Below are 21,741 nucleotides of genomic sequence, written 5' to 3'. Positions count from 1 at the left end.
TCGCTCCTACAGAAGGCCCTGTTCCAAATGGTCGAGTAATTTGGGGTCAAGAGGATCCAGCGGCCGACCGAGCATGGTCTCTGCCGCCCGCCACAGCTGATCCAGGCCGCTGGCCAGTTCCTGTTTACCGGTGGCGCCCAGCAGCAGATAGGACGCGCCCTGGAAGTCTTCAACTTTTAGCCGGAACACCGCCAGCACCTGGTTGATCGCCGCGATGCGGCGCAGGCGTTCGCGTCGACGGGGCAGCTCATCGCCCAAGGGATCGCTCCAATGCAGGTCTTCGCCCAGCAGGCCGCAAAGTCCGCACATGCTTAGTGCCCGCTCATGGCATGACATCGCCGGAGTTCGGGCCAAGGGTCTGGCCGACGAACAGGTTGCCGCCCGGCTCGCTGGCCAGCAGCACGGCGGTAGGCGCGACTTCATCCGCCTGGCCGAAACGGCCCAGCGGCAGCTCGGCGGCCTTGGCGCGTTTCCAGGTGTCGCTGATGCCGCCTACCAACGGCGTCTCAATCGGCCCGGGCGCAATGGCGTTGACCAGCACGTTGTCCTTGGCCACTTCCAGCGCGAGGGATTTGGTGAAGCCGATCACGCCAGCCTTCGCCGCTGCATAGTGAGTCAACTCGGCGCCGCCCTTGATCCCCAGTTGCGAGGCAACGTTGATGATCCGCCCCCAGCGCTGGCCAATCATATGGGGCAAGGCGCGCTGGCTGGCGACGAAAACGCTGGTGAGGTCGACCCGCAGCATGTCGTTCCACATGTCCATGGTCAGGTCGACGCACCGGGCCTGGGTCAGCATGCCGGCGTTGTTGACCAGGATATCGATACCACCGTAGTGGGTGACGCAAGCATCGACGCTGGCCTGGGCGCCGCCGACGGTGCCGACATCCGCCACGCACTCGAGGACTTCGGCGCCGAGGTTACGGCAAGTGATGGCGGTTTCGGCGAGGGCGGCGGCGTCGCGGTCGGCCAGCAACAGGCGCGCGCCTTCGACGGCGTAGGCACGGGCGATGGCGGCGCCGATGCCGCTGCCGGCACCGGTGATCACGGCACGGCGGTTAGAAAGTTGGGGCATTGTTATTCCTCTACGGGTCGAGTGTTACCTGTGGGAGCTGGCTTGCCTGCGATGGCATCACCTCGATTTATCTGAAGGACCGAGTTGTATGCATCGCAGGCAAGCCAGCTCCCACATTTGAATTGCATCAGACTTGAAACCGCATCAATCCGGCCAGCGCACGGTCAGGCCACCATCAATCACGATGCTCTGCCCGGTCAGGTAGCTCGATTCCTCACTGGTCAAAAACCGCACCAGAGACGCCACTTCATCCGCCCGCCCTACCCGGCCCAGCGGAATCGCCCGCGCCGCTTTCGCCAGCCCTTCCGGCCCCAAGGAGTTCTTCGCGTCCAGCGACTGGGGCGTCTCGATCAACCCCGGAATCACCGCGTTGCAACGAATCCCCAACGGCGCCAATTCCACCGCCAGCGAGCGACACAACCCCGGCACGCCGGCCTTGGCGGCCGCATAGTGCGCATGCTCCTGCCAGCCATACACGCCACCGGCAATCGACGAAATCGCCACCAGCGCGCCGCCTTCATGCATATGCCGGGTCGCCGCGCGGAAGGTGCGCATCACCCCCGTCAGGTCGACGTTGAGCATCTCGTTCCACAGTTCGTCAGTCATCTCCAGCAGTGGCGCACGGCGCAAAAGCCCTGCGTTGGCCACCGCGTAATCGAGGCGACCGAAGTGCTGGACCGCCTGCGCAGCCAGGTTATCCACCGACGCGGTATCGCCCACGTCCAGCGGCAACATCAGGCATTCACCGCCGGCCTCTTCCACCAGCGCAACCGTGTGATGCGGGTCATGGGGATCGGCCGGGTAATACCCGCCCACCACCGCCACGCCGCTGCGGGCATATGCCACCGCGAGGGCCTGGCCGATGCCGCTGGCGGCACCGGTAATCAATGCAACTTTACGACTCATCAACTGACTCCTTACTGGACGGTTTCCGGACGCACATGGCGCGCGGCAAACATCAACGCACCGGACAGGAAGCACGGCAGCGCGCCGAACCACAGCGCAGCGGTCTGCCAGTCACTGCCGGCCGACAACACTTGGGTCGCGCCAAACCCGGCGACCACGGCACCAATCGGCCCCATGGCATGGATGATCGCGCCACCGGTGGCACGGATGCTGGTGGGGAAACTTTCACTGATGAAAAACAGCGCCGCCGAGTACGGCCCGATCAGGAAGAACAGGCCCAGGCTGTAGAGCCCGACCACCATCGCCATGTTGCTCGGGCCAAACAGCATCCCGGCAAACGACAGCCCGCCGAGCATCCAGCCCAAGCCGATGACGTTGCGACGACCGATCTTGTCGCCCATCCAGCCGTGGCTGAGGTAGCCGCAGTAACCCACCAGGTTCGACAGCACGAGGATGATCAGCGAGTTCTCGAACGAGATGTGGTGCACGCTGACGATCACCGACGTACCCAACACGCTGAACACCTGAATCGCGGCCCAGTTGAGCAACAGCGCCGCACCAATCACCAAGGTTGCGCGGCGAGCCGGGCCACGGAAGGCGGCCTTGAGGCCAGCCTTGCTGTGTTCGTCGTAGTCCACGCCGTAGGTCACGGCGACGTTTTGTGCTTCTTTCACCGAGCCGCTTTTGCGCAGCTCACTGATGCGTTGGTGAATCTGGAACTGCGGGCTCTCCTTGAGCTTGCGCGCCATGACCGCAATCACAATCGCCGGGATCGCCGCAAACACGAAGCAACCCTGCCAGCCAATCACCGGCAGCAGCAGCGCGGTCAAACCTGCCGCGATCAACGCGCCCACCGGCCAGCCGCCTTGGACCAGGCTGTAGATAAAGCCGCGACGCTTGGCCAATTTCGGATCATCCGAGGCAGCGTACAGTTCGCTCAGGTAAGTGGCGTTGACGGTTTCCTCGGCATACCCCAGGCCGCCCAGCGAACGGATCAGGATCAGCGACGACTTGCCCCACGCGCCGCCAATGGCGGTGAGTGCCGAGCAGATCGCCGAACCGGCCACGGTGAAAATAATCCCTTTGCGCCGGCCCAGCTTGTCCACGATCGGACCGATGGCCAGCGCGACCACGGCGGTGCCTACCGCCACCCAGGTCGCTATCTGCGCTTGCTCCACTTCCCCCCAATTAAAGTGCCGCCCGATTTCCGGCAGCAAGGTGCCGAAAAGAATGAAGTCATACACCGCAAACACCCAGGCGAAAAACGCGATCCAGGTGGCGAAACGCACTTCCTTGGGCGTCAGTTGCCGGGGTTTCCAGCCAGTCAGATCAAGCTTGTTGTAGATAGACATGAATCGCGCCTCGGGAGGTTGGCCAGGGTTTAGGTACGGGTGTCAGGTACGCGGTTGGCCCGACTGTAGGAGCGAGCTTGCTCGCGAAAAACCTGAGAACGCCCCGTTTTAACCAGACGGGCCGCGTTGTCGTTGACGGTTTTCGAGAGCAAGCTCGCTCCTGCAACAGTTGGGCAGTTCAGGTACGCGGTTGGCGGCGGATAAAGTCATCGGCGATTTCGTCGAAGGTGACGAAGCGCACGCCGGCATGGCTCTGGATATGTTCGATCAGCCGCTCAAGCATCAGCAGCACTTGCGGGCGGCCGGAAACGTCGGGGTGGATGGTCATGGTGAACACCGCGTGTTCGTGCTCGCGGTAAACCCAGTCGAACTGGTCGCGCCACATTTCTTCGAGGTGACGCGGGTTGACGAAGCCGTGGCTGTTGGGGGCTTTCTTGATGAACATCATTGGCGGCAGGTCGTCGAGGTACCAGTTGGCCGGGATCTCCACCAGGTCGGTTTCTTCGCCGCGTACCAGGGGTTTCATCCAGGTGTCGGGGTGTTGGCTGTAGTCGATCTTGGTCCAGGTGTCGCCCTTGCGCACGTAGTACGGGTGGAAGTCGTTGTGCATCAGGCTGTGGTCGTACTTGATGCCTTTTTTCAGCAGCAGTTCGTTGGTGACCTTGCTGAACTCCCACCACGGCGCGACGTAGCCGGTGGGGCGTTTGCCGGTGACCTGGGTGATCAGTTCGATGGACTTGTCGAGGACGATTTCTTCCTGCTCGGCCGTCATCGCAATCGGGTTTTCGTGGCTGTAACCGTGCACGCCGATTTCGTGGCCGGCGTCGGCCACCGCTTTCATCTGCTCGGGGAAGGTTTCCATCGAGTGGCCGGGGATAAACCAGGTGGTGCGCAGGCCGTAGCGCTCGAACAATTTAAGCAGGCGTGGCGCACCGATTTCACCGGCGAAGAGGCCACGGGAAATGTCGTCCGGGGAGTCTTCGCCGCCATAGGAACCGAGCCAGCCGGCGACCGCGTCGACGTCGACGCCAAATGCACAGAGGATGTCTTTAGCCATGATTGTGTCTCCTTAAAAAATGAGTGCGGTTTCAACTGACAGCGCGGCCCGAAGCAGGCGCGCGTCTTCGCCGCTGGGGGCGCTGAGCAGCAGACCGGTGGGCAGGCCCAGGGCATCGCGGCCGCTGGGCAGGCTGACGCCGGGCATGTCCAGCAGGCTGCCGGGCATGGTCAGGCGCAAGGTGGCGAGGTTGGTGCTGACGAACAGTTCAAAATCAGATTCCAACGGCGCCAGGGCCGGGGCCACATGGGCCACGGTGGGGGTGATGAGGATCGCGCCGTCGAGTTCGTCGACAAGCTGCTGTTGCAGACGACGACGGGCGTCGTACAGCGCCAGCAGTTGGCTGGCTGGCAGCGTGCGGGCCGCTTCAAGGCGACGGCGTACGCGGGGGTCGAGTTGCTCGGCGTCAGGGCTGTCGAGCAGCGCTTCGTGGAGGGCGAAGGCTTCGAAAGCGCCAAGCCAGCCTTGGTGCTGGATCAGATCCAAGGTGGCCTGGAAGGTCTTCGAGGGGCGCACGTCAATCAGCGCGCCGTCTGCCTTCAATCGGTCCACACAACGTTGCAGGTTGTCGCGCACCGCAGGTTCAACCCGTGCGTCTTCCAGCACACTTTGCTCGACCCGGAACCGCTGGCCATTGAGGCTGCGGGCCTGGCGTGGCGGGCGCTGCTCGCGACCATTGAGCAGGTCGTCGATGGCCAGCGCATCGCGCACGCTGCGGGTCAGCGGGCCGAGGCTGTCGAGGGTGTGAGCCAGCGGAAAAACGCCGTCGCGGCTGTAGCGCCGGCAGCTGCTGCGGTACCCCACCACGCCATTCAGCGCAGCGGGAATACGGATGGAGCCGGCAGTGTCGGTGCCCATGGCGATCGGTACGATGCCGGCCGCCACGGCGACGGCTGAACCGGACGATGAGCCGCCGGGAATACGCGGTTGATCAACGCTGCTCGGGTTGTGCGGCGTGCCGAAATGCGGGTTCAGGCCCAGGCCGGAATACGCCAGCTCGCTGAGGTTGGTTTTGCCCACGCTGACCATGCCGGCGCGGCACAACAGGCCAACGCTCGGCGCGTCCAGCAAGGCGGCCGGTGCGTGGCTGCGATAGGCCGCGCCCGCCGTGGTAATGCTGCCGGCCACATCAAACAGATCTTTCCAGGCCAGGGGCACGCCGTCGAACACGCTCAACGGCTGCCCGGCACGCCAACGGGCAGCGGACGCTTCGGCCTCACGGCGGGCACGCTCGGCGGTCAGGGAGATGAATACGCTGGGGACTTTGCCCGCGTGAGCAAGTGCCTGTTCGAGGGCCTGCACCGGGTCGCTGCGACCGCTGGCAAAATCCTCGGCCAGTGAAGTGGCGTCTGACATGGGAATGACCTTTTAAAAACGTACATATTAATAAAATGTACATTTTACAAAGGCAGCTTTCGTGCCAGTCTTGTGGACACCGCGTTGGTCATGTCGGGCGACTTGAAGCAGACACACGGCCTAGATGGGTTTAAGACATCAAAAGAAATACAGGCTGGCGTTTAACGATCGCCCACAATGAAATAATGTATCTTTTATTAATAAGTACATTTTGGTGCAGAAAAGTAACAACCCTCCTCTGAAGGCCCCAAAAAAGTGCCACCGACGTGGCGCAGAGTGACAGGCGCAACTATGAGAGAATCCCCGGCCACCGACCCGTTTGCTCCAGAGAACCCGATGAAAGCAGTGTCAGCCTCGGCTTCCCGTTACGCGATGATTCACCAGGTTTTGCGCGACGCCATCACCCACGGCACCGCCCGCCATGGCCTGGTGTTGCTGGAAGCGCCGCTGGCCGAGCTGTTCGGCACCAGCCGGGTGCCGGTGCGCAAAGCCCTGAACCTGTTGCATGACGAAGGGTTAATCTGCCGCTTCGATGGCCGGGGTTACCTGATCAACCCCGACGGCCTGGACATGGAGCCGCTGCGCCTGCCCCTGAGCCATGCGCACCTGGGCCTCAACGGTGAAGATGAATTGGTGGACACCCGGCCACTGGGGGAGCGGATCGTCGAGGAAATCGGCGCAGCGCTCTCGACCTGCATCGCCTTCGGGCATTACCGCCTCGATGAACAAGCCGCCGCCGAGCACTACAACGTCAGCCGTGCGGTGGTGCGTGAAGCGCTGATGCGCCTGCGAGACCGTGGCCTGGTGGAAAAGGAACCCTATTCCCAATGGCTGGCTGGGCCACTGACCGCCCGGGAAGTCACCGAAGACTACGAACTGCGCGCCTGCCTGGAGCCGGAAGCCCTGCGCCAAAGCGCGCCGAACCTCGACCGCGACCTGCTGCAAGCCATGTTGCAGCGGGTGCTTGATGCGCAAGAGAGCGCCCACTGCAGCCTGGAGGACATCGAGCAGATCGAGGAAGACCTGCACCAGCACTGCCTGGCGGGCCTGCAAAACCGCAAGATCGCCGCGCTGATCCGCCAGGGCCAGAGCCCGATGATCATCAGCCGGATTTTCTACCGCTTGCTGGGGATTGGTGCCGATCCGGCGATGCTGGCCGAGCACCGGTTGATCCTGGAGCTGTTGCTGCATGGCGCCTTCGACGCCGCCGCACTGAACCTGCGCGAGCACCTGCAACGGGCCCGGCAGCGGATGTTGCAGCGTTTGAAGGTGCTGTCGGTGCTGCCCGAACAACCTCTACCGGCCTACTTGCACAAACTCAGTTGACGAAATGCAATCGAAAATGTGGGAGCGGGCTTGCTCGCGAATGCGCTCTGTCAGTCAATGCATCTGTGACTGATGCGCCGCATTCGCGAGCAAGCCCGCTCCCACAGTTGTTCAGCGGCGCTTTTGAAAATATTGTGCAATATGTTGCTATCTCACCCCACCCATTGAAACCACGGCCGACCTGCCCCATCTAACCTGCATACTTCCTTATGCAGGTGCCCCATGAGCGACCAGCAAGAATTCCCGGACATCGACCTCAACGACTACGCCGACCCGGAAAACGCTGAACACACTTCCGCCAACACTGGCCTGGCCCTGCCAGGGCAAAACCTGCCCGACAAGGTCTACATCATCCCGATCCACAATCGGCCGTTCTTCCCGGCGCAAGTGTTGCCGGTGATCGTCAATGAAGAGCCGTGGGCCGAAACCCTGGAGCTGGTGAGCAAATCCGACCACCACTCCCTGGCCCTGTTCTTCATGGAAACCCCACCCGAAGATCCGCGTCACTTCGACACCTCCAGCCTGCCGCTGTACGGCACCCTGGTGAAGGTGCATCACGCCAGTCGCGAAAACGGCAAGCTGCAATTCGTCGCCCAGGGCCTGACCCGCGTGCGGATCAAGACCTGGCTCAAGCACCACCGCCCACCGTACCTGGTGGAAGTCGAATACCCGCACCAGCCGACCCAGCCGACCGATGAGGTCAAGGCCTACGGCATGGCGCTGATCAATGCGATCAAGGAACTGCTGCCACTCAACCCGCTGTACAGCGAAGAGCTGAAGAACTACCTCAACCGCTTCAGCCCCAACGATCCGTCGCCCCTGACCGACTTCGCCGCCGCCCTCACCTCGGCCACCGGCAATGAGCTGCAGCAAGTGCTGGACTGCGTGCCCATGCTCAAGCGCATGGAAAAAGTCTTGCCGATGCTGCGCAAGGAAGTCGAAGTCGCGCGCCTGCAAAAAGAAATCTCCGCCGAAGTGAACCGCAAGATCGGCGAGCACCAGCGCGAGTTCTTCCTCAAGGAACAACTCAAGGTCATCCAGCAGGAACTGGGGCTGACCAAGGACGATCGCAGCGCCGATGTCGAGCAGTTCGAACAACGCCTGGTGGACAAGGTGCTGCCGGCCCAGGCGCAGAAACGCATCAGCGAAGAAATGAACAAGCTGTCGATCCTCGAAACCGGTTCGCCGGAGTACGCGGTCACCCGCAACTACCTGGACTGGGCCACCTCGGTGCCATGGGGCGTGTATGGCGAGGACAAACTCGACCTGAAACACGCCCGCAAAGTGCTCGACAAGCACCACGCCGGCCTGGACGACATCAAGAGTCGCATCCTCGAATTCCTTGCGGTGGGCGCCTATAAAGGCGAAGTCGCCGGTTCCATCGTGTTGCTGGTGGGCCCGCCGGGTGTGGGCAAGACCAGTGTCGGCAAATCGATTGCCGAATCCTTGGGCCGCCCGTTCTACCGCTTCAGCGTCGGCGGCATGCGCGACGAGGCCGAGATCAAGGGCCATCGCCGCACCTACATCGGCGCGATGCCGGGCAAGCTGGTGCAAGCCCTCAAAGATGTGGAAGTGATGAACCCGGTGATCATGCTCGACGAGATCGACAAGATGGGCCAGAGCTACCAGGGCGACCCTGCCTCGGCGCTGCTCGAAACCCTCGACCCGGAACAGAACGTCGAATTCCTCGACCACTACCTGGACCTGCGCCTGGACCTGTCCAAAGTGCTGTTCGTGTGCACCGCCAACACCCTGGACTCGATCCCCGGCCCCTTGCTGGACCGCATGGAAGTGATTCGTCTGTCGGGCTACATCACCGAAGAAAAGGTCGCGATTGCCAAGCGTCACCTGTGGCCCAAGCAGCTGGAAAAAGCCGGTGTGTCGAAAAACAGCCTGTCCATCAGCGACGGCGCCCTGCGCGCCCTGATCGATGGCTACGCTCGCGAAGCCGGGGTGCGCCAGCTGGAGAAGCAGCTGGGCAAACTGGTGCGCAAGGCAGTGGTCAAGCTGCTGGATGAGCCGGACTCTGTGATCAAGATCGGCAACAAGGACCTGGAAACCTCTCTTGGGATGCCGGTGTTCCGTAACGAGCAAGTGCTGTCGGGCACCGGTGTGATCACCGGCCTGGCCTGGACCAGCATGGGCGGCGCGACCCTGCCGATCGAGGCGACGCGCATTCACACACTGAACCGTGGCTTCAAACTCACCGGGCAACTGGGTGACGTGATGAAGGAATCGGCCGAGATTGCCTACAGCTACATCAGCTCCAACCTGAAGTCGTTTGGCGGTGACCCGAAATTCTTCGACGAAGCCTTCGTGCACCTGCACGTGCCGGAAGGTGCCACGCCAAAAGATGGCCCCAGCGCGGGTGTGACCATGGCCAGCGCGTTGCTGTCGCTGGCACGTAACCAGCCGCCGAAAAAAGGCGTGGCGATGACCGGTGAGCTGACATTGACCGGGCATGTGCTGCCGATTGGCGGGGTACGCGAGAAGGTGATTGCGGCGCGGCGCCAGAAGATTCACGAACTGATCTTGCCGGAGCCTAACCGGGGGAGCTTTGAGGAACTGCCGGAGTACCTGAAGGAAGGGATGACGGTGCACTTTGCCAAGCGCTTTGCGGATGTGGCGAAGGTGCTGTTCTGATAGTTATGTAGTGCAGGGACTGACGCCATCGCGGGCAAGCCCGGCTCCCACAGGGATCGGTGTTGTTAATGACAACGCGGTCAAATGTGGGAGCGGGCTTGCCCGCGATGGGGCCCGTCCTATCAACACAACTTCCTCGCTTGTCACACCTTGTCTCATCTTCGGTTATGCTCGCCCTTCGTCGCCAAACAACGGAGCCCCCATGACCGCTGCCCGCCTGCTTCTCCCCCTGAGCCTTTGCCTGCTCGCCGCCTGCGCCAGTGCGCCGAAGCAAAACGTCACCGTGGAAAAACAGAGCGCCTGCCCACTGCAGCTCAAGACCGGGCAGAACCTGATCCTGACCCTGCCCAGCAATCCCACCACCGGTTACCGCTGGGCCATCCAGGATTCCGCCGGCGGCGTGCTGCGCAGCCTGAGCCCCGAGGTCTACAGCAACACCGACGACACCGGCGTGGTCGGCAGTGGCGGTCAATCCACTTGGCGCTTCCAGGCCTTCAACGCCGGCCAGGGCCGTTTGCGCCTCACCTCACAACAACCCTGGGAGCCGGAAGCAGAACCGGCCGAAACCTTCGACTGCGCCATTACGGTGAACTGATATGCCATGGATGATCCTTGCGTTGATGGGGGCGGTAACCTTTATCTACGGCCTGAGCACCCACGCAGCCCTGCTCTGCCTGTTGGTCAAGCCATTGCCGGTACTGGCGCTGCTGGGCTGGCTGCATGATGCGCCGCCTACCGACTATCGACGCTGGATCAGCCTGGGGCTGATTTTTTCCCTGGTGGGCGATGTACTGCTGGCCTGGCCCGGCGACTTGTTCATCTTCGGCCTGGGGGCATTTTTGTTCGCGCACCTGGCGTACCTGAAAGCCTACTTGAGCGACTGCCGCCGCCAGGCCATTTTGCCGCTGGTGTTGGCGCTGGTGGTGGGTGCGATCTTGCTGAGCATCCTGATTTCCCATGGCCTGGGCCCATTGCTGGTGCCGGTGGTGGTTTATGCACTGGTGATCAGCGCGATGCTGTGGCGAGCGCTGGCACGATTGGGTAGCGATGTACCCAAGCGCTCAGCGTACCTGGCGGCAGCGGGCGCAGTATCGTTTGTATTTTCCGACACGCTGATTGGCATCAATCGGTTTGTAGTTTCGTTTGAAGCGGCGCCGTATTTGCTGATCGTCAGTTATTGGCTGGGGCAGTGGGGGATTACAGCTTCTGCGTTTTCCCAGCACACTCGTCAAGCCTGAATACTTGGTCGGAGAGATCAAAGCGCGGGCTTGTTAAAAACTCCCGTTTTATCGCCAACGCATCTAACGAACTGTCATTTTTGACAGTTGTCGCCCCCTAAGATCCTATTTATTTTATGTTCAGCCCCCACCAGAGAAGCTGATCATGAATAAGCCCACCGTTGAAAAAATAACCCCAATAACGACCTCTGCCTCCGGCGTGATGACCGGGAAAGTGACTTATGACTTTTTACCCGACACTTTTAGCGCTATCGACAACGGGATCTCCATCGGAATAAATTCGATACAACATAACCCGCCAGGTCCGATCTTTAACTTCTTTCTTCAGGTTCCAAGCGATATAGAAAACGGAGAACATCACTATCCTGGGGAACAGGCTATCGAATATATCCAGCTATATTCAGAGCTTTTACAACAAAACTACGAAGTGACAAGCGCAGTGCTGCAGATTGATTTCGACCGTATTAATCAACATTTCAAAGGTGCGGTCACACTCGAGGGTTATGACTCGCAAAACTTTGACTCCAAAGTACACTTCGAATGCACCTATGACATTTACCCTCCGCAAAAATAACCAACTGGTTTGCCCGCCATTACATGAGCGTGCGACGCAAGCCAGCCGGAAATCCGACTCAACCCGGTAAAACCTTGTTTCACCCGGTGACGTGTGGGCTAAAATACCGGCCTTTCCCCCCTCGCCGGAACAGCCGTGAGCAAAGAACCCGATCGCCTATTCGCCCAGCCCCTGCCCCAGGTGCCGGACTTCGCCTTCAACGAAGACGTGGTGCGGGTTTTCCCGGACATGATCAAGCGTTCGGTGCCCGGTTACCCGACCATCGTCGAGAACCTTGGCGTACTCGCGGCGCAGTTTGCCCAGCCCAATAGCGTGCTCTACGACCTCGGTTCATCCCTCGGCGCGGTGACCCAGGCCCTGCGCCGTCACGTGCGCACCGACGGTTGCCGGGTGATCGCGGTGGATAACTCGGCGGCGATGGTTGAGCGTTGCCGCGAATACCTCAACGGCCAGGACTCGATGTTCCAGGAGTTGCTGCCGGTGGAGGTGATCGAGGGCGATATCCTCGCGCTGCAATTCCAGCCGGCTTCGGTGGTGGCGCTGAACTTCACCCTGCAATTTATCGCCCCCGAACAACGCCAGGCGTTGCTCTCGCGCATTCGCCAATCGCTGCTGCCGGGCGGCGCGCTGATCCTTTCGGAAAAGCTGCGCTTCAATGATCCTGAAGAACACACGCTGCTCACCGATTTGCACATCGCCTTCAAGCGCGCCAACGGCTACAGCGAACTGGAAATCGCCCAGAAGCGCAGCGCCATCGAAAACGTCATGAAGCCCGACAGCCTCGAAGAACACCGAGAACGCCTGCTGGCGGCCGGGTTCTCGAAAGTCGTGCCGTGGTTCCAGTGTCTTAACTTTGCCTCGTTGATTGCCTTGCCATGATTGATCTGTCTCCCCTCGCCCGCCATCTGGTCGGCACTCCCCTGGCCGTTTGGGCCCAGGGCCTGCAAGCGCAACTCGATGCGAAGATGGAAAAAGGTCATGGCGACCTGGAGCGCTGGCAGAGCGCGCTGGATGCACTGCCTAAGATCATGCCCAGCGACATCGACCTGCTCAATGGCCTGGTGCTCGACACCGACTGCGACGACGACACCCGTGCGCAAATGCGCACTGCACTGATGGGACTGTGTCCGTGGCGCAAGGGCCCGTTTGATCTGTTCGGCGTGCACGTGGACACCGAATGGCGCTCTGACTGGAAGTGGTCGCGGGTCGCGCCGCACCTGGATCTCAAGGGCAAGCGCATCCTCGATGTGGGTTGCGGCAACGGCTACTACATGTGGCGCATGCTCGGCGCCGGCGCGGACAGCGTAATTGGCGTCGATCCGAACTGGCTGTTCTTCTGCCAGTTCCAGGCGGTGCAGCGCTACTTGCCTGAGCCAAAGGCCTGGCACCTGCCGTTCCCGTTTGAAGACCTTCCGTCGAATATGGAGGGCTTCGATACCGTATTTTCCATGGGCGTGTTTTACCACCGCCGTTCGCCGATCGAGCATTTACTGGCGCTGAAGGATTGCCTGGTCAAGGGCGGTGAGTTGGTGCTGGAGACGCTGGTGGTTGAAGGCGATCAGCAGCAGGTGCTGGTGCCGGAAGACCGTTACGCGCAGATGCGCAACGTGTGGTTCCTGCCGTCGGTACCGGCGCTGATGCTGTGGCTGCGCCGCGCGGGCTTCACTGATGTGCGCTGTGTGGACGTGAGCGTGACCACGGTCGAGGAACAGCGCGGCACGGAGTGGATGAAGTATCAGTCCCTCAGCGACTTCCTGGACCCGGAGGATCACAGCAAGACCATCGAAGGGCTGCCGGCGCCGATGCGGGCGGTGATTGTCGCCCGCAAGTAACCCTCCCCGTAGCAGCTGTCGAGCCCCAGCGAGGCTGCGTCGGCGGCCCCTGTTAGTGCGCGGTGCTCCCGACGCAGCCTCGCTTGGGCTCGACAGCTGCTACGGGAATATGGCGATCAAACTGTGGGTTTGGCTCTTCGCGCCTTGAAGAACTCGCTCAACACCGTCCCGCACTCCTCGGCCAACACCCCGCCTTCATACAGCACCCGATGATTGAGAAAGCCCAGGGTAAAAAACTGCCCCTGGCTTTGCACAATCCCGGCTTTCGGCTCCAGCGCGCCGTACACCACCCGGGCAATCCGTGAATGCACGATCAGCCCGGCGCACATACTGCACGGCTCCAGCGTGACGTAGAGCGTGCTGCCCGGCAGCCGATAATTGCTGACGGCCTGGGCGGCAGCCCGGATCGCGACCATCTCGGCATGCGCACTGGGGTCGTTGCCGCTGATGGGGCAGTTGAAGCCACGCCCGATGATTTCTCCGTCCTGTACCAGCACCGCGCCCACCGGCACTTCCCCCAGCGCGGCGCCCTGGGCCGCCAGGGTCAGCGCTTCACGCATGAAGTCCTGGTCGCGGCTGCGGTCGATAATCGCCGTGGGGCGAAACTGGCGCATCACGCCACCTCGATGGCGGCCATCAGGCCGGTTTCCATGTGGTCGATCACATGGCAGTGGAACATCCAGACACCCGGGTTATCCGCCACCAGCGCCACCCGGGCACGTTCGTTCTTGCCCAGCAGGTAGGTGTCGGTGAAGTACGGAATTACCTTGTGGCGGTTCGAGGCGATGACCTTGAAACTCATGCCGTGCAGGTGGATCGGGTGTTGGTACTGGGTCATGTTCTTCAATTCGAAAATGTAGCTCTTGCCCTTTTCCAGCTTGGCAATCGGGCGGTCGGCGCAGGTCTTGTCAGTGATGTCCCAGGCTTGGCCGTTGATCTGCCATAGGCTCGGCGGCTTGCCATTGTCCACGTTCACCGAGACCGACCCCACCCATTCGAAATTGAAGTTGAGTTTCTCGGCATTGGCCAGGTCTGGCTCGGCAATCGGGTTGGCGGGCAACGCAGGCGGCCATTCGGTCGCCGTGTCGGTGCTGGCCACCGAGCGGAAGGTGCCCAGGCGTACTGGGCCGTTGCGGATCGACAGTTCTTCACCGGCCGCCGGCGCCTTGATCGCCAGGCAGATGCGCATGCCAGGGCCGAGCCAGTATTCCTTGCCCAGCGGGCGTGGTTCGATGGGGTTGCCGTCCAGGGCATAGATCTGCGCTTCAACGTCGGGGATGTTGATGCGATACGTCAGGGTGTTATCGAGGTTGAGCAGGCGCACGCGGGTAATCTGCCCGGCCGGCAGATCGATCACCGCCTGAGAAACACCGTTGATGGTCGACAGGCGCCCGGCGGTGCCGCCACGGGCCGCTTCACGCGGGATGCTGAAGGCCACAAAGGCGCCCTCTTCGTCCACGTGCCAGCTTTTCAGGCTCAGGGTGCGTTCGTGCTTGAAACCGGTGGGTTCGCGCTCTTCGATGATCAGCGGGCCCACCAGGCCACGGCCCAGTTCTTCGCTGCTGTTCACGTGGGGGTGATACCAATAGCTGCCGGCATCGGGCACGCGGAATTTGTAGTCGAAGTATTCGCCCGGCAGTACCGGCAGTTGCGAGACGTACGGCACGCCGTCCATTTCCAGCGGCAGGCGAATGCCATGCCAGTGGATGGTGGTGGCGACCGGCAGGTGGTTGATAAAGCGCACCCGCAGCCATTCACCCTGGCGCACCCGCAGCTCGGTCCCCGGTGCCGAAGGGCCGAACGCCCAGGCTTCGGTCTTGTGTCCCGGTACCAGCTCCACATCCAGCGGCGCGGCGATCAACTCGTAATCGTGCCCCGCCTCAGCCTCGGCGACCTTGCCCAGCCAATAGCGGTAAGCACCACCGGCACCGACGCCCACTACCGCGAGACCGGCAAGACCACCCAGGATTTGTCGACGGGAAAACGATTGGGACACAACAACCTCACGTATCTGCCGCGGGTCCTAGACCCGCAAAGGGCAGATACCATACACCGGCATCACCTAAACAGTAAGGGTTCGCATTGCCACATGTGGGAGCGGGCTTGTGTGGGAGCGGGCTTGCTCGCGAAAGCGGTGGGTCTGTTACTCATGCATCGGCTGACACGCCGCCTTCGCGAGCAAGCCCGCTCCCACATTGGATCTTCGGTGCTCTTTTAATGTTTGGCGGCGGCCAGAATCAAGGCTTTCATCTCGGCGACGGCGCCTTTGAAGCCGACGAACAGCGCATGCGCCACCAGCGCATGGCCGATGTTCAGCTCGTTGATACCCTTGATCGCAGCCACGGCTTCGACGTTGTGGTAATGCAGACCGTGGCCGGCGTTGACGATCAGGCCTTCACCCAGGCCGCAGTTGACGCCGTCGATGATGCGCTGCAATTCGTCGGCAACTTCAGTCGGCGTAGTGGCATCGGCGTAGCGGCCGGTGTGCAGTTCGATGGCCGGGGCGCCGACGCGGCGCGAAGCTTCGATCTGGCGCTCGTCGGCGTCGATGAACAGCGAGACTTCGCTGCCGATCTTCGACAGGCGCTCTACCGCAGCCTTGATCCGCGCTTCCTGGCCAGCCACATCGAGGCCGCCTTCGGTGGTCAGTTCCTGGCGGGTTTCCGGCACCAGGCAGATATGCGCCGGGCGGATGCGCTCGGCGAACGCCATCATTTCTTCGGTGACGCCCATTTCGAAGTTCATGCGGGTTTGCAGCACGTCCTTGAGCAGCAGCACGTCGCGCTCCTGGATGTGGCGGCGGTCTTCGCGCAGGTGCACGGTGATGCCGTCGGCGCCCGCTTCTTCGGCGTCCAGCGCGGCCTTGACCGGGTCGGGGTAACGGGTGCCCCGAGCCTGGCGCAGGGTGGCTACGTGGTCGATGTTCACGCCGAGAAGAATGCGATTGCTGGTGGTCACGAAAAGCGCTCCTGAAGAGGGAAGGAATCGCTGCACAGCATACACGGGGATGTCAGGGCTTTCGAAACAACTCGCGGCTGACCAGTGGCCGACCGCCCAAATGCACGGCCAGGGCCTGGCGCATCAGGCGCTTGGCGGCAGACAAGGCGCCGGGGGCGGTCCAGTCGGCTTCGCTCATGGCCAGCAACTCAGTGCCCTGGAACAGGCCGGGTTGCAGCAGGTAGACCCGCTCCAGGCCTGCGTCCACTTGCAGGCGGTACATGCCGTCGGCGGCGATGGGGTCGCCGTGCAGGTCGTTGCTCAGTTCGAAGCCGTAGCCCAAGTCATCCAGCAGGCGCCATTCGAATGCGCGCAGCAGCGGTTCCAGGGGACGGCCTTCGGCAAGGGCGAGCAAGGTGGCGGCGTAGTGATCGAAGACGCCGGGGTGTGGGTCTTCGGCGGGGAGCAGGCGGATCAGCAATTCGTTGAGGTAGAGGCCACTGAACAGCGCCTCACCGTTAAGCCAGTTGGAGGCGCCGGCGGCTTCCATGCGGCCGACGTTCTTCAGCTCGCCACGTCCACGAAACTCCACTTCCAGGGCCACGAAGGGCCGCGCCAGGGTGCCGGCTTTGCCACGGGCGCTGCGCAAGACCGCGCGCAGCCGGCCTTGAGGCGTGAGGAAGTCCACCAAGGCGCTGGTCTCGCGGTAGGCGCGGCTGTGCAAGACGTAGGCGGGTTGGCCGGTGTGTGGGGTTTGGGACATTGGGTTCTCGCTGCGGGAACACGGTCTGGAAAACAACGACTATCCAATGTGGGAGCGGGCTTGCTCGCGAATGCGGGGTGTCAGTCAACACATCTGGTGACTGATCCACTGCATTCGCGAGCAAGCCCGCTCCCACATTTGTCCTGCGGTGTTCCGGAGACCTGTTACAGGTCGCCGTAACCCAACGAACGCAACGCACGCTCATCATCGGACCAACCACCCTTAACCTTCACCCACAGGTTGAGCATGATCTTGGAATCAAACAGCAACTCCATGTCCTTGCGCGCTTCGGTGCCGATGCGCTTGATGCGCTCGCCCTTGTCGCCAATGATGATTTTCTTCTGGCCGTCACGTTCAACGAGGATCAACGCGTGGATATGCAGGGTCTTGCCCTGCTGCTTGAACTCTTCGATTTCGACGGTGATCTGGTACGGCAGCTCGGCGCCCATCTGGCGCATGATTTTCTCGCGTACCAGTTCGGCGGCGAGGAAACGGCTGCTGCGGTCGGTGATCTGGTCTTCCGGGAAGAAGTGCTCGTTCTCCGGCAGGTAACCGGCGATCACACGCTCCAAAGCTTCGAGGTTGTGCCCGTGCTGGGCCGAGATCGGCATGATCTGGGCGTTCGGCAGTTGTTCCTGCAGCCAGCTCAGGTGCGGCATCAGTTCGGCCTTGTCTTCGATGCGGTCGGTCTTGTTCAACGCGACGATCAACGGGCCGGTGACGTACTGCACGCGCTCCAGAACCATCTGGTCTTCGTCGGTCCACTTCGTGCGGTCGACCACAAAGATCACCACGTCGACGTCTTTCAACGCTGCCGAAGCGGTTTTGTTCATGTAGCGGTTCAGGGCCTTTTCGCCGCCTTTGTGCATGCCCGGGGTATCAACGTAGACTGCCTGTACGGCGCCTTCGGTCTTGATGCCCAACATGTTGTGGCGGGTGGTCTGAGGCTTGCGCGAGGTGATCGCCAGCTTCTGTCCCAGGATGTGGTTCAGCAACGTGGACTTGCCCACGTTCGGACGGCCGACGATGGCAACATAGCCACAGCGAGTTGCGGTTGAATCAGTCATGGCCATTCTCCACGCCCAGGGCAATCAGTGCTGCAGCGGCCGCTACCTGTTCGGCAATACGACGGCTCACACCCTGACCTCGGCTTTTTTCATTCAGTAAAGTGATTTCACATTCGACGAAGAACACTCGGCAATGCGGTTCACCCTGGATATCCACCACTTCGTAACGCGGCAGGTCGCAACCACGGGACTGCAGGAATTCCTGCAGGCGGGTCTTCGGATCTTTGTTGGTGTCTACCAGCGTCAGGCTTTCGATCTCGGTCGACAGCCAGGCGACAACACGCTCCTTGGCTGCTTCCATGCCCGCATCGAGGTAGATCGCGCCAATCAGTGCTTCCAGGGCGTCGGCCAGGATCGACTCACGACGGAAACCGCCGCTCTTCAGCTCGCCGGAGCCCAGGCGCAGGTAATCGCCCAGGTCGAAACCACGGGCCAGTACGGCCAGGGTCTCGCCTTTCACCAGGCGCGCACGCAAGCGCGACAACTGACCTTCGCGGGCCAGCGGGAAGCGATTGAACAAGGCTTCGCCGGCGACGAAATTGAGGATGGCATCACCGAGGAATTCCAGGCGCTCGTTGTTACGCCCGGCAAAACTGCGGTGTGTGAGGGCAAGGATCATCAATTCCTGATCCTTGAAGGTGTAACCGAGCTGACGCTCGAGACGGCTTAGAGAAACGCTCACGGTTTACCCACATTCAGTTCGAGGCACCGGTGGCCTGCGACGATTAACGCTGTGTTCAAATTCAAATCCTGGTGGTTGCTGCATGGGGCCAGACTTTGTCCAAGCCCCAGAAAAGCATTCGGCGCTGTGTTCACAGCGCCGCATGGATTACTTGATCAGCCCGACCCGCGAGAAGTTCGGCAGGTGGCTGAGCTTGGGTTCCGGCCAACTCATCCAGACCGCGAAGGCCTTGCCGACGATATTCTGGTCGGGGACCATGCCCAGCAGGTCCTTGGGAATATTGGGATCATCCCAGTAGCGGCTGTCATTGGAGTTGTCGCGGTTGTCGCCCATCATGAAGTAATGCCCGGCAGGCACTGTCCATTGGTTGTCAGGCGGCGAACGGTAGCGGCTCATTTCCTTGCGGATTTCGTGCTCTACCGCTCCGAGTTTCTCCTGGTACAACTCGGCGCTGCCCAGAGTGTTCGGCTCGGAACCGATCAGTTTTTCTGCCACCGACTCGCCATTGACGAACAGGCGCTTGTCGCTGGTGTAGCGAATCACGTCACCCGGCAGGCCCACTACACGCTTGATGTAGTTGACGTTCGGGTCGCTTGGGTAGCGGAACACCATCACATCGCCGCGCTGCGGGTCACCGATTTCGATGACTTTCTTGTCGATCACCGGCAAGCGGATCCCGTAGGAAAACTTGTTCACCAGGATGAAGTCGCCCACGTCCAGGGTAGGTTTCATCGATCCCGAAGGGATCTGAAACGGTTCCACCAGGAACGAACGCAGCACCAGCACGATGAACAACACCGGGAAGAACGACTTGCCGTATTCAACCAGCATTGGCTCTTTGTTCAGCTTCTCGACCACCGCCACATCGGGCTGGCTGACGCTGCCCTGATAGGACGCGATGGCAGCCCGGCGACGCGGGGCGAAGAAAATCAGATCGAGCAATGCCAGGAGACCGCAAACGGCGACGGCAATGACCAGCAACAGCGGGAAATTTAGTGACATAGGACCTAACTATCCAACCTGAGCACCGCAAGGAAGGCTTCTTGTGGAATTTCCACGTTGCCCACTTGCTTCATGCGTTTTTTACCGGCCTTTTGCTTCTCGAGCAGCTTGCGCTTACGGCTGACGTCGCCGCCATAGCATTTGGCCAGTACGTTCTTTCTGAGTGCCTTGACGGAAGTCCGTGCAATGATCTGCCCGCCGATGGCGGCCTGGATCGCGACGTCGAACATCTGGCGCGGAATCAGTTCTTTCATCTTTTCGGTCAACTGGCGACCTTTGTAGTGCGCGTTGTCCTTGTGCACGATCAGCGCCAGGGCATCGACCTTGTCGCCGTTGATCAGCACATCCAGCTTCACCAGATTAGCTGATTGGTAACGATCAAAATGGTAATCCAGCGAAGCATAGCCGCGGCTGGTGGATTTGAGACGGTCGAAGAAGTCCAGGACCACTTCGTTCATCGGCAAATCGTAGGTCACTTGCACCTGGGTACCGAGGAACAGCATGTCGTGCTGTACGCCACGCTTTTCGATACACAGGGTAATGACGTTGCCCAGGTGTTCTTGCGGCACAAGAATATTGGCCCGCACGATCGGTTCGCGCATGTCTTCGATGGAAGACAGATCCGGAAGCTTGGACGGGTTGTCGACGTAAATCGTTTCACCGGTTTTCAGCGCCAGTTCAAAAATAACCGTCGGCGCGGTGGTGATCAGGTCCAGGTCGTATTCGCGCTCGAGGCGCTCCTGGATGATTTCCATGTGCAGCATGCCCAGGAACCCGCAGCGGAAGCCGAACCCGAGGGCGTCGGAGCTTTCCGGGGTGTACTGCAACGACGAGTCGTTGAGGGTCAGCTTCTGCAGGGCTTCGCGGAAGTCCTCGAAGTCATCGGAACTGACCGGGAACAGGCCGGCGTAAACCTGCGGCTGGATGCGTTTGAAGCCCGGCAGCACATCGACGTCAGGGGTGGAGCTCAAGGTCAGGGTGTCACCTACCGGTGCACCGTGGATGTCCTTGATACCGGCGATGATAAAGCCCACTTCACCGGCTTTCAGATCAGTGGTCGCGGTGTGCTTCGGGTTGAATACACCGACGCTGTCCACCAGGTGGATCTTGCCGGTGGACTTGACCAGGATCTTGTCGCCCTTCTTCACACGGCCGTGGCGCACGCGTACCAGGGAAACAACGCCCAGGTAGTTGTCGAACCAGGAGTCGATGATCAACGCTTGCAGCGGATCTTCGTAGTTGCCGGTAGGCGCGGGAATGGTCTTGACCAGGCGCTCGAGCACTTCGTCGACGCCCAGGCCGGTCTTGGCGCTGCACTCGACGGCGTCGGTGGCGTCAATGCCGATGATCTTCTCGATCTCTTCCTTGACGCGGTCCGGATCGGCCTGTGGCAGGTCGATCTTGTTCAGCACCGGCATCACTTCCAGGCCTTGCTCGATGGCGGTGTAGCAGTTGGCTACGGACTGGGCTTCAACGCCCTGGCCCGCGTCCACTACCAGCAACGCACCTTCACAGGCCGCCAGGGAACGGCTGACTTCATAGGTGAAGTCGACGTGGCCCGGGGTGTCAATGAAGTTGAGCTGGTACTTGATACCGTCTTTGGCGGTGTAATACAGAGTAACGCTGTGGGCCTTGATGGTGATCCCGCGCTCGCGCTCGAGGTCCATGGAGTCCAGCACCTGGGCTTCCATTTCACGCTCGGCAAGGCCGCCGCACATCTGGATAAATCGATCGGCCAGCGTCGACTTGCCATGGTCAATGTGGGCGATGATGGAGAAATTGCGGATATGACTCAAATCACTCACGGATCAACACTCAAAAAGGCTGCAGGCAGACTGCCCGCTGAAAAATAGCCGGGAATTGTACCTGATGCGCAGACCTGACGTCATCCATGGTGACCAAGAACAAAAATGCCCCGATCGTTCGAACGGGGC

21 protein-coding genes are annotated in these 21,741 nt (G+C 61.1%); 7 read left to right on the top strand and 14 right to left on the bottom strand.

What is annotated here, in order from left to right; genetic code table 11:
- Positions 1-6: 6 nt before the first annotated feature.
- The 6 genes from ACUN0G_RS04185 to ACUN0G_RS04160 form a co-directional block, all read right to left on the bottom strand.
- Positions 7-309 (bottom strand): hypothetical protein, encoded by a 303-nt coding sequence (locus ACUN0G_RS04185; RefSeq protein WP_076017591.1) that lies wholly within the window; start codon positions 307-309, stop codon positions 7-9.
- Between the two features lie 13 nt (positions 310-322).
- Positions 323-1,072: an SDR family NAD(P)-dependent oxidoreductase gene (locus ACUN0G_RS04180; RefSeq protein ID WP_445572752.1), complete on the bottom strand. Its 750-nt coding sequence runs from the start codon at positions 1,070-1,072 to the stop codon at positions 323-325.
- A gap of 144 nt (positions 1,073-1,216) precedes the next feature.
- Positions 1,217-1,978, bottom strand: coding sequence for an SDR family NAD(P)-dependent oxidoreductase (locus ACUN0G_RS04175; protein ID WP_421523507.1), 762 nt, complete (start codon positions 1,976-1,978; stop codon positions 1,217-1,219).
- Positions 1,979-1,989: 11 nt separating this feature from the next.
- The gene (locus ACUN0G_RS04170; protein WP_017476084.1) at positions 1,990-3,330 is read right to left on the bottom strand and encodes an MFS transporter; all 1,341 of its coding nucleotides are present in this window, start codon (positions 3,328-3,330) and stop codon (positions 1,990-1,992) included.
- Between the two features lie 178 nt (positions 3,331-3,508).
- Positions 3,509-4,387: a polysaccharide deacetylase family protein gene (locus ACUN0G_RS04165; RefSeq protein WP_003210406.1), complete on the bottom strand. Its 879-nt coding sequence runs from the start codon at positions 4,385-4,387 to the stop codon at positions 3,509-3,511.
- Positions 4,388-4,399: 12 nt separating this feature from the next.
- A complete protein-coding gene (locus tag ACUN0G_RS04160) occupies positions 4,400-5,743 on the bottom strand; it encodes an amidase (protein WP_445572751.1) in 1,344 nt (447 codons plus the stop codon).
- A gap of 336 nt (positions 5,744-6,079) precedes the next feature.
- Between ACUN0G_RS04160 and ACUN0G_RS04155 the strand changes: the two genes are divergently transcribed.
- The 7 genes from ACUN0G_RS04155 (at position 6,080) to cmoB (ending at position 13,356) form a co-directional block, all read left to right on the top strand.
- The gene (locus tag ACUN0G_RS04155; RefSeq protein ID WP_421523573.1) at positions 6,080-7,069 is read left to right on the top strand and encodes a GntR family transcriptional regulator; all 990 of its coding nucleotides are present in this window, start codon (positions 6,080-6,082) and stop codon (positions 7,067-7,069) included.
- A gap of 222 nt (positions 7,070-7,291) precedes the next feature.
- Positions 7,292-9,712: an endopeptidase La gene (lon, locus tag ACUN0G_RS04150; RefSeq protein ID WP_258343822.1), complete on the top strand. Its 2,421-nt coding sequence runs from the start codon at positions 7,292-7,294 to the stop codon at positions 9,710-9,712.
- Between the two features lie 202 nt (positions 9,713-9,914).
- Positions 9,915-10,307, top strand: coding sequence for a protease inhibitor I42 family protein (locus ACUN0G_RS04145; protein ID WP_003210413.1), 393 nt, complete (start codon positions 9,915-9,917; stop codon positions 10,305-10,307).
- Between the two features lies 1 nt (position 10,308).
- Entirely contained in the window at positions 10,309-10,950 is a 642-nt protein-coding gene (locus ACUN0G_RS04140) for a lysoplasmalogenase (protein ID WP_445572750.1), read from the top strand.
- A gap of 145 nt (positions 10,951-11,095) precedes the next feature.
- Positions 11,096-11,524: a hypothetical protein gene (locus ACUN0G_RS04135; RefSeq protein WP_445572749.1), complete on the top strand. Its 429-nt coding sequence runs from the start codon at positions 11,096-11,098 to the stop codon at positions 11,522-11,524.
- Between the two features lie 135 nt (positions 11,525-11,659).
- The gene (gene cmoA, locus ACUN0G_RS04130; RefSeq protein ID WP_258343820.1) at positions 11,660-12,403 is read left to right on the top strand and encodes a carboxy-S-adenosyl-L-methionine synthase CmoA; all 744 of its coding nucleotides are present in this window, start codon (positions 11,660-11,662) and stop codon (positions 12,401-12,403) included.
- Positions 12,400-13,356 (top strand): tRNA 5-methoxyuridine(34)/uridine 5-oxyacetic acid(34) synthase CmoB, encoded by a 957-nt coding sequence (gene cmoB / locus ACUN0G_RS04125; RefSeq protein ID WP_445572748.1) that lies wholly within the window; start codon positions 12,400-12,402, stop codon positions 13,354-13,356. The genes cmoA and cmoB overlap by 4 nt, the downstream gene beginning before the upstream one ends.
- Positions 13,357-13,472: 116 nt before the next feature.
- Here cmoB and tadA read toward each other — a convergent pair whose 3' ends face one another.
- The 8 genes from tadA to lepA all read right to left on the bottom strand — a co-directional run bounded on the left by tadA (position 13,473) and on the right by lepA (position 21,612).
- Positions 13,473-13,970, bottom strand: coding sequence for a tRNA adenosine(34) deaminase TadA (tadA, locus tag ACUN0G_RS04120; RefSeq protein WP_445572747.1), 498 nt, complete (start codon positions 13,968-13,970; stop codon positions 13,473-13,475).
- Positions 13,970-15,352: a multicopper oxidase family protein gene (locus ACUN0G_RS04115; RefSeq protein WP_445572746.1), complete on the bottom strand. Its 1,383-nt coding sequence runs from the start codon at positions 15,350-15,352 to the stop codon at positions 13,970-13,972. The genes tadA and ACUN0G_RS04115 overlap by 1 nt, the downstream gene beginning before the upstream one ends.
- Before the next feature lie 218 nt (positions 15,353-15,570).
- Complete coding sequence (gene pdxJ / locus ACUN0G_RS04110) at positions 15,571-16,314, bottom strand: pyridoxine 5'-phosphate synthase (RefSeq protein WP_003210427.1); 744 nt, start codon at positions 16,312-16,314, stop codon at positions 15,571-15,573.
- 52 nt (positions 16,315-16,366) lie between these two features.
- On the bottom strand, positions 16,367-17,056 hold the full coding sequence (gene recO / locus ACUN0G_RS04105) for a DNA repair protein RecO (RefSeq protein ID WP_445572745.1): 690 nt from the start codon (positions 17,054-17,056) through the stop codon (positions 16,367-16,369).
- Positions 17,057-17,220: 164 nt separating this feature from the next.
- Entirely contained in the window at positions 17,221-18,123 is a 903-nt protein-coding gene (era, locus tag ACUN0G_RS04100) for a GTPase Era (protein WP_003210432.1), read from the bottom strand.
- Entirely contained in the window at positions 18,116-18,805 is a 690-nt protein-coding gene (rnc, locus tag ACUN0G_RS04095; RefSeq protein WP_003210434.1) for a ribonuclease III, read from the bottom strand. The genes era and rnc overlap by 8 nt, the downstream gene beginning before the upstream one ends.
- 147 nt (positions 18,806-18,952) lie before the next feature.
- Positions 18,953-19,807, bottom strand: a complete 855-nt coding sequence (lepB, locus tag ACUN0G_RS04090; RefSeq protein ID WP_226476637.1) for a signal peptidase I — start codon at positions 19,805-19,807, stop codon at positions 18,953-18,955.
- Between the two features lie 5 nt (positions 19,808-19,812).
- The gene (gene lepA / locus ACUN0G_RS04085; protein ID WP_003210439.1) at positions 19,813-21,612 is read right to left on the bottom strand and encodes a translation elongation factor 4; all 1,800 of its coding nucleotides are present in this window, start codon (positions 21,610-21,612) and stop codon (positions 19,813-19,815) included.
- Between the last annotated feature and the right edge of the window lie 129 nt (positions 21,613-21,741).

This window comes from Pseudomonas sp. 32A (genome assembly GCF_052682255.1).
Note: the sequence above shows the minus strand (reverse complement) of the source record. Positions and strands in the feature narration are given on the sequence as shown.